General features: G+C 58.8%; 6 protein-coding genes and 2 pseudogenes. 5 read left to right on the top strand and 3 right to left on the bottom strand.

Annotated elements, in window-relative coordinates:
* Positions 1–69 precede the first annotated feature (69 nt).
* From A8O26_RS17870 to A8O26_RS30665, 4 genes and pseudogenes are all read left to right on the top strand, one after another.
* Positions 70–597: a sigma-70 family RNA polymerase sigma factor gene (locus A8O26_RS17870; protein WP_064119152.1), complete on the top strand. Its 528-nt coding sequence runs from the start codon at positions 70–72 to the stop codon at positions 595–597.
* The gene (locus A8O26_RS17875; protein ID WP_064119153.1) at positions 594–1607 is read left to right on the top strand and encodes an ABC transporter substrate-binding protein; all 1014 of its coding nucleotides are present in this window, start codon (positions 594–596) and stop codon (positions 1605–1607) included. The genes A8O26_RS17870 and A8O26_RS17875 overlap by 4 nt, the downstream gene beginning before the upstream one ends.
* A 566-nt stretch (positions 1608–2173) precedes the next feature.
* Positions 2174–2950 (top strand): annotated as a pseudogene (locus A8O26_RS30660) (PAS domain-containing protein); the annotation flags it as partial.
* A gap of 120 nt (positions 2951–3070) precedes the next feature.
* Positions 3071–3493 (top strand): annotated as a pseudogene (locus tag A8O26_RS30665) (methyl-accepting chemotaxis protein); the annotation flags it as partial.
* Between the two features lie 135 nt (positions 3494–3628).
* Here A8O26_RS30665 and A8O26_RS17885 read toward each other — a convergent pair.
* From A8O26_RS17885 to A8O26_RS17895, 3 genes are all read right to left on the bottom strand, one after another.
* Positions 3629–4174, bottom strand: a complete 546-nt coding sequence (locus A8O26_RS17885; protein WP_064119155.1) for a hypothetical protein — start codon at positions 4172–4174, stop codon at positions 3629–3631.
* A gap of 153 nt (positions 4175–4327) precedes the next feature.
* Positions 4328–5752 carry an MFS transporter gene (locus A8O26_RS17890; protein ID WP_064119156.1) on the bottom strand — a complete coding sequence of 475 codons (1425 nt, stop codon included), beginning with the start codon at positions 5750–5752 and terminating at the stop codon, positions 4328–4330.
* 125 nt (positions 5753–5877) lie between these two features.
* Positions 5878–6318, bottom strand: a complete 441-nt coding sequence (locus A8O26_RS17895; RefSeq protein ID WP_064119157.1) for a PACE efflux transporter — start codon at positions 6316–6318, stop codon at positions 5878–5880.
* A 119-nt stretch (positions 6319–6437) separates the two neighbouring features.
* Between A8O26_RS17895 and A8O26_RS17900 the strand changes: the two genes are divergently transcribed.
* Positions 6438–7310 carry a LysR family transcriptional regulator gene (locus A8O26_RS17900; protein ID WP_064119158.1) on the top strand — a complete coding sequence of 291 codons (873 nt, stop codon included), beginning with the start codon at positions 6438–6440 and terminating at the stop codon, positions 7308–7310.
* The last annotated feature ends 32 nt before the right edge of the window (positions 7311–7342 follow it).

Here is a 7342-nt window from a genome sequence, read left to right on the forward strand (position 1 = left end):
AAGGCGCCTTGCTACGATCGCGCCACCGGACGACCGGACATTCAAGCGACCCCTAACCCAGGAGCCCCTATGTCCGGCGCCGAGCTTTGCCATCGCCACACCGTGGACGGTCTGTTCCGCGCCCACTACCGCTGGCTCTGCGCTTTCCTGCGCGGTCATGTGCATGACCGCGCCAGCAGCGAAGACATTGCCGCAGAAACCTTCGCGCAATTACTCCAGGCCCCGGCACTGACGGCCATTCGTGAACCTCGCGCCTTGCTGACGACCATCGCCCGGCGTCTGCTTTATCAGCGCTGGCGACGGGCTGACCTGGAGCGTCGTCATCGCCAGTCAATCGATGTCGATTACGCCGCCTCCCCCGAGGACCTCGTCACGCTCTCGCAAACCCTCCACCGCCTCGATCACAGCCTGCAACGCTTGCCCGGCAAGGTCCGCACGACTTTTCTGCTGGCGCGCATCGATGGCCTGACCTACCCGCAAATCGCTGCCGAACTGGGCATCTCCCAGCGTTCGGTCAGCGTGTACATGACGCGTTCCCAAGCACTGTGCGATCGCCACAGCGCCAACCAATTCCTGCAAGACAAGAGGTCCGCATGAGATCGATCAAAACCCTGCTCGGCAGCTCGCTATTGGCGTTGAGCCTGAGTGTCGGCGCTGTATCCGCAACGGAAAAAACCGCGCCGATTCACTTCGGCGACATCACTTGGGAAAGCGGCAGTTTCATCACCGAAGTGCTGCGCCTGATCGTTGAAAAAGGCTACGGCTACCCGACCGATACACTGCCGGGCAGCACCGTCAGCCTCGAAGCGGCGCTGGCGAAAAACGATATTCAGGTGATCGGCGAAGAGTGGGCCGGGCGCAGTCCGGCGTGGGTCAAGGCTGCCGGCGAGGGCAAGGTGTTCGGCCTCGGCGACACGGTCAAAGGCGCGACCGAAGGCTGGTGGGTGCCGGAATATGTGATCAAGGGCGACCCCGAGCGCGGGATCAAGCCGCTGGCGCCGGAGTTGAAATCAGTGGCGGACCTGCCGCGCTACAAGGATGTGTTCCGCGACCCGGAAGATCCGTCGCGCGGACGTTTCCTCAACAGCCCGACCGGCTGGACCTCGGAAATCGTCAACAGCCAGAAGCTCAAGGCTTATGCGCTGAACGACAGCTTCGTCAACTTCCGCACCGGTTCCGGCGCGGCGCTGGATGCCGAGGTGGCGTCGTCGATCAAGCGCGGTAAACCGGTGTTGTTCTACTACTGGTCACCGACGCCGCTGCTGGGTCGATTCAAACTGGTCAAACTCGATGAACCACCGTTCGATGCCGAGGCCTGGAAGACCCTGGCCGATGCCAACAACCCGAACCCCAAGGGCACGCGGTCGATGCCGGCAAGCCTTGCGATTGGTGTGTCGGCGCCGTTCAAGGCGCAGTACCCGGAACTGGTAACGTTTTTTGAAAAGGTCGATCTGCCGATTGATCTGTTGAACCAGACACTGGCGGGAATGAGCGAAAAACGCTTGCAGCCGAGAGTGGTGGCGCAGGCGTTCTTGCGTGATCAGCCGCAGGTCTGGAAAGCTTGGGTGCCTGCGGATGTGGCGACCAAGGTGACAGGAAGTCTGTAAGTCATTTCTGTTGTTTTTGTAGTGCTGCAACTTTTGCCTTCGCGAGCAGGCTCGCTCCCACAAGGGAATGCGTTCCATATGTGGGAGCGAACCTGCTCGCGAAAGCGTCCGCCCCGGCAACATTTCTCCCCGCGCTGAACCGATTCTTGTGCAAAAAGTGCCAGATACTGGCCGACTAGTGGCCTTGCGCAAGGCTTCCCGCTGGCTATGCTTCCTGTAACTAACTATGTCGACCGTCATGCCAAACCATGCCGGATGCACAGCGTTGGTCCGTGAATTCATGCTGCCAGAGTGCGCAAGCCAAGGCACCGACACTGAACCAACAAGGAGCGTCGCCTACATGGAAGTTCTTCAACGCGTTAGGGCTGGCCCGCGTGCGGGCTATCAAGAGAAGGATGTCTTGATTAGAGCGTCGCTGCATGGACGTTCCGATTGATCATCATTTATCACCTGACAACTTCCTCCTGTGGAGGAATGCGTGTGCCTGTTCTGTGGAACGTAGTGGTGGATCTTGAAAGAACTGAACTTTCATCAAATCAAAAGTCCGCGCGGAAGGTGATACAACCATGTTCAACCTACATCACAAGGCTGACCTGCAGGAAATCGAGCGCTTCAGCTGCGCCCTGACCGAGGCCAACGCCAAGTTGGCAGCGATCAGCCGTTCCATGGCAATGATCGAGTTCAGCCCGGATGGCATCGTGCTCGATGCCAATGAAAACTTCTGCAAGACCATGGGCTACAGCGCCGATGAAGTGCGCGGCAAACATCACCGAGTGTTTTGTGAAGAGGCTTTCTATCGCAGCGAGGAGTACGCCAAATTGTGGCGTGATCTGGCTCGCGGTGAACCGATCAGCGGCACCTTTCTGCGCTTGAACAAGGCCGGTAAAGAAGTCTGGCTCGAAGCCAGTTATATGCCGGTGTATGGCCCGGACAAACAAGTCAGAAGCGTGATCAAAGTGGCGGCGGACATCACCGCGCGGGTCAATAAAGAACACGAAGAAGAAAGCATGCTGGCGGCGATCAGTCGCTCGATGGCGGTGATCGAGTTCACCCCGGAAGGCAATGTCATCGCCGCCAACGACAACTTTCTGAAGACCATGCAGTACTCGCTCAATGAAATCGTCGGTCATCACCACAGCCTGTTCTGCCATCGTGCCGAAGCCGAATCTGCGCAGTACAAGGCCTTCTGGGCTTCGCTCAACCGCGGCGAATATCACTCGCATCGTTTCGAGCGCAAGAACAAGTCCGGGCAGATGGTTTACCTCGAAGCCTCCTACAACCCGCTGTTCGATGCCAAGGGCCGACTGTACAAAGTGGTCAAGTTCGCCAGCGACATCACCCATCAGATGACCACTTTGCAGAACGCTGCGGAATCGGCCCACAGCACTTCGGTACAAAACGACGCCTGCGCGCAAAAAGGCTCACAGGTCGTGCAGCAAACGGTGCAGATCATTCAGGACATTTCCCGCGACCTCAACGAAGCGGCGTCCAGCATCGATGCGGTCAGCAAACAATCGGACATCATCGGCACCATCGTCCAGACCATCCGCGGCATTGCCGATCAGACCAACTTGCTGGCGCTCAATGCTGCGATTGAAGCGGCGCGGGCCGGGGAACACGGGCGCGGCTTTGCGGTGGTCGCCGATGAAGTGCGCAGCCTCGCGGCGCGCACCAGTCAGGCCACGCTGGAAATTGTCGAAGTGGTGCGCAAGAACCATGACCTGTCGCTAAGTGCGGTGTCGAGTATGCAGTCGAGCCTGAGTCGGACCGGGCTCGGGGTGGAACTGGCGAATGAAGCGGGGGAGGTGATTCTGGAGATTCAGCAGGGTTCGCGGCATGTGGTGGATGCGATCAGCCAGTTCAATGAAACCCTGCAACTGAACTGATTTCTTCAGCTGGATACAATCAATGTGGGAGCGAGCTTGCTCGCGAAAGCAGTGTGTCAGTCGATGGAAGTTTCACTGAAACACCGCCTTCGCGAGCAAGCTCGCTCCCACATTTCATTTCAGGCGACCTGGAGATCAGAGCGCAGCGAGAAACTTGTCCGCTTGCTTGTCGCTGTCCTTCACGTCGTTGTCTTTCTCCGTCTGGGCCAATTTCATCTTGTCCTGCAAACGCTCGGCAATCTCTTTGCCGATGGCCTGTTGTTTCTCCGGCGGCATGGCTTTGATGTCATCTTCGGTCAGCCCCATCGACTGCAGAATACTGTCGCGCAGACGCTGTTCCGGCGTCTTGCTCATGTAGTCCTTGAATTCGTCAGTGGCGGATGTTGCCGAAGCGCTGGTGGCGTCGGTCGATTGCAGGCCAACGCGGGTCTTGGCGAAGGCTTCGTCGACGTTGTCGCTGATGCGCGAGGCTTCGCTGACTTGCTGGGTGGCGATCTGCGTGGCCGAATCCTGCACCTTGGCAGTGGCTTCAGCGGTTTGCGCCTGGGTCTGGTTTTGCAGGGTTTGCAGCATGGCGCCGTGCAGGCCACCTTGCAGGCCGGCGGCGGCGATGGACGTCGCATCGTCGTTCAGCGCTTTGGGCAGATGAATGATTTGCTGTTGTTTGGCACTGATCAACATGATGTGTGGACCTGTTGGTAATTGCTGACTGGGGTAGCAGAGCAATTACCGTGCCTTCTGAATAAATCCTTTTATTTCAATATGTTGATCATTTTCATAGTGTTCGCTGCGGTCACCCCTTGCCGATAAGCGGCAGAGGATGACCGTTGCCTCTCAGCGATGGGCAATATTCTCCAGCGCCAGATTGCGTGTGCGCGGGCCGAACCAGCCGATGGTCAACATTACGATCAGCATGCTGCTGACGATGAACGCCAACACCCCGGGCGTGCCGAAATTGTCGAGAAACAAGCCGATCAACAGGCTGCTGAACACCGTCGACAAACGACTGAACGAATAGCAGAAACCTACTGCGCGGGCGCGGATGTTGGTCGGGAACAGTTCGCTCTGGTACGAGTGATAACTGAAGCTCAGCCAGGCGTTGCAGAAGGTGATCATCACCCCGCAGAAGATCAGCCCGAATGCGCTGGTCTGCAGGGCGAACAAGGTGCCGAAGGTCATCGCGCCGAGGGCCGAGCCGACGATCTGCCATTTGTTCTCGAAGCGGTTGGCAAACTTCACGAACAGCAACGGCCCGAGCGGGTAGGCGAGGGTGATGATGAAGGCGTACATCAGGCTGTGGGTGACGCTGACACCCTGACCGGACAGCAGCGCCGGCAGCCAATTGCCGAAACCGAAGAAACCGATGGCCTGAAAGATGTGGAAGACAATCAGCATCAACGCGCGACGGCGATAAGGCGGCTGCCAGATATCGGCGAAGCGGCCCTTGCCCTCGACATCGACCGGGACCGTTTCGGGCACGTCCAGTGGCTGGCCGTGATCCTTTTCGCAACGTGCTTCGATGTGGTCGAGAATCCGGTTGGCCTCATCAAAGCGGCCATGCTGCGCCAACCAGCGCGGCGATTCCGGCAGGCGTTTGCGCAGCCACCAGATAAACAGCGCAAACACCGCACTGGCCAACACCACCCAGCGCCAGCCGCTGATGCCGAACGGTGCTTGCGGCACCAGCCACCAGGACATCAGCGCCACTGCCGGCACCGACAGAAACTGCACAAAAAACGCGAAGGCAAACGCCGAACTGCGCATGCGTTTGGGCACCAGTTCCGAGAGGTAGGCGTCGATCGTCACCAGTTCGATGCCCAAGCCGATGCCGACCAGAAAGCGCATGCAGATAATGCCCAGCGCCGAACTCTGAATGCCCATCAACACCGTCGCGACCGTGTACCAGACCAGCGCAAAGGTGAAGATCGCACGGCGGCCGAAGCGATCCGCCAACGGGCTGAGCAGACTGGCGCCGAGGAACAGGCCGAGGAACGTCGCCGAGGCAAACGCCGCCTGATCGGAGAAGCCGAACACGCCCTGATTGCCGGTGGCGAAGATGCCGTCGCGAATCAGGCCGGGGCTGATGTAGGCGGTCTGGAACAAATCGTAGAGTTCGAAAAAACCACCGATCGACAGCAACGCCACCAGCCGCCAGATCGTCGCGACGGCGGGGAGACGGTCGATGCGGGCGGAAATCTCGGCGGCGCGTACCGGGTCGATGCCATCGCGTTGCGCGGCGGCGGGGGCGTGTGCAGTCATGGGCTGATCCATTTTTTATTGATGGAAAAGCTTAGCCTGCTATCGGAGTGAGCGGATTGTGAATATCGGCGGTTTAACCAGGTAAACCGCTGATTTTCAGCAATATCTACTTACGAATTAACGATTTATGCCGCCGCTGCCGAATCCGGCAGTGCCGAGGCTGGCAGCCCGAAGATCCGGTCAAACAGCCAGTTGAAAGCAAACGTGTAGCACGGGATGAAGATGATCAGCGCCAGATCCAGCAGAAACGCCTGCACCAGGCTGATGTTCATCCACCAGGCGATCAACGGAATCAGAAACACGATCAGCGTCAGTTGAAAGCCAACCGCATGGGCGATGCGCCGTTTAACCGTGCGTGTGCGCGAAAGCTGACGGCTTTCCCAATGCTCGAACAGCGAGGTGTAAATGAAATTCCAGGTCACGGCGATGGTGGTGATGATCACTGCCAATGGCCCGGTGCTGCCCGGCGAGGTGCCGGACAACAGCGCCAGACCGAGGGCGGAGAAGGTCATGCCGATCACTTCGTAGAGCGATACGTAGACCAGTTTGCGTTTAACGCCTTGCATGGGAATTGCCTCTTTCTTGCGACTTGTGGCCAGTAGCACTGGCGAAGGCGGCGGAAGATAGCTTCAATAGGGCTGACAGAAAAAGTCAGCTACTTTCACTTTTATTGATAGGTGTTCAGGTGAATTTCAACAGCGACAGCATCGAGCTGTTCCTTGCCGTGATCGAGCGCGGCTCGTTTTCGGCGGCGGCGCGGGCGTTGGGCAAAGTCCCTTCGGCGGTGAGCATGGGCATCGGCAACCTTGAGGCCGAGCTGGGTTATCTGCTGTTCGACCGCAGCCACCGTGAACCGCAACCCACGGCGATGGCGTTGTCACTGGTGCCACACGCGCGACTGATCGCCGAACAACTCAAACACCTGCAAGTGCACGCGGTGGAACTGTCGTTGGGACTGGAGAGCAAGTTGTCGATCGGCGTGGTCGCGGACATCGACCGGCGCCGTTTGCTGGCGGCGATCAAGGTGATTGCCGAGCGGCACCCGCTGCTTGATATCGAAGTGCTGACCGCCCCGCAGGATGACGTGCTGGCGATGTTGCACAGCGGCCGGGTCAGCGTGTGCCTGGCGTTCGCCGGGTTGAGCATGAACGTGCTGGAGCGTTTTCAGTTTGTCGGCAGCGAACGGATGATCGCCACGCTGGCGGCGGACAGTCCGCTGTTGCGGGGGCAGGGTCTGTTCCTCGAAGACTTGGTGCATGTGCGGCAGATCATCGTCGCCAGCCGCGATTTGCCAATCAGTGAGACGCGGCCGTTGGTGGCGCAATCGTATTGGCGCACCGACAGTCTGGAGACGGCGATGGAAATGGTCGAGGCGGGATTGGGCTGGGGTAATTTTCCGTTGTCGGTGGTGCAGTCGCGGATCGACTCCGGGCGGCTGAAACGCCTGAATTTCCGCAACATCGAAAACGGCCTGGTGATGCCGGTGCACGCGGTGTGGCTCAAGAGCCAGCCATTGCAGAAGGGCGCGCTGGCCCTCGTTGACCTGCTCAGCCACTGAACATTGCGCAGATCCAACTAATGAAATGGTTA

The sequence above is a fragment of the Pseudomonas fluorescens genome (genome assembly GCF_001648775.1).
In the GTDB taxonomy this organism is placed as follows: domain Bacteria; phylum Pseudomonadota; class Gammaproteobacteria; order Pseudomonadales; family Pseudomonadaceae; genus Aquipseudomonas; species Aquipseudomonas fluorescens_M.

What these genes read in the sequence shown, in the direction of transcription:
- A8O26_RS17870 (WP_064119152.1), top strand. Translation starts at nt 70, where the DNA reads ATGTCCGGCGCCGAGCTTTGCCATCGCCACACCGTGGACGGTCTGTTC.
- A8O26_RS17875 (WP_064119153.1), top strand. Translation starts at nt 594, where the DNA reads ATGAGATCGATCAAAACCCTGCTCGGCAGCTCGCTATTGGCGTTGAGC.
- A8O26_RS17885 (WP_064119155.1), bottom strand. Translation starts at nt 4,174, where the DNA reads ATGTTGATCAGTGCCAAACAACAGCAAATCATTCATCTGCCCAAAGCG.
- A8O26_RS17890 (WP_064119156.1), bottom strand. Translation starts at nt 5,752, where the DNA reads ATGACTGCACACGCCCCCGCCGCCGCGCAACGCGATGGCATCGACCCG.
- A8O26_RS17895 (WP_064119157.1), bottom strand. Translation starts at nt 6,318, where the DNA reads ATGCAAGGCGTTAAACGCAAACTGGTCTACGTATCGCTCTACGAAGTG.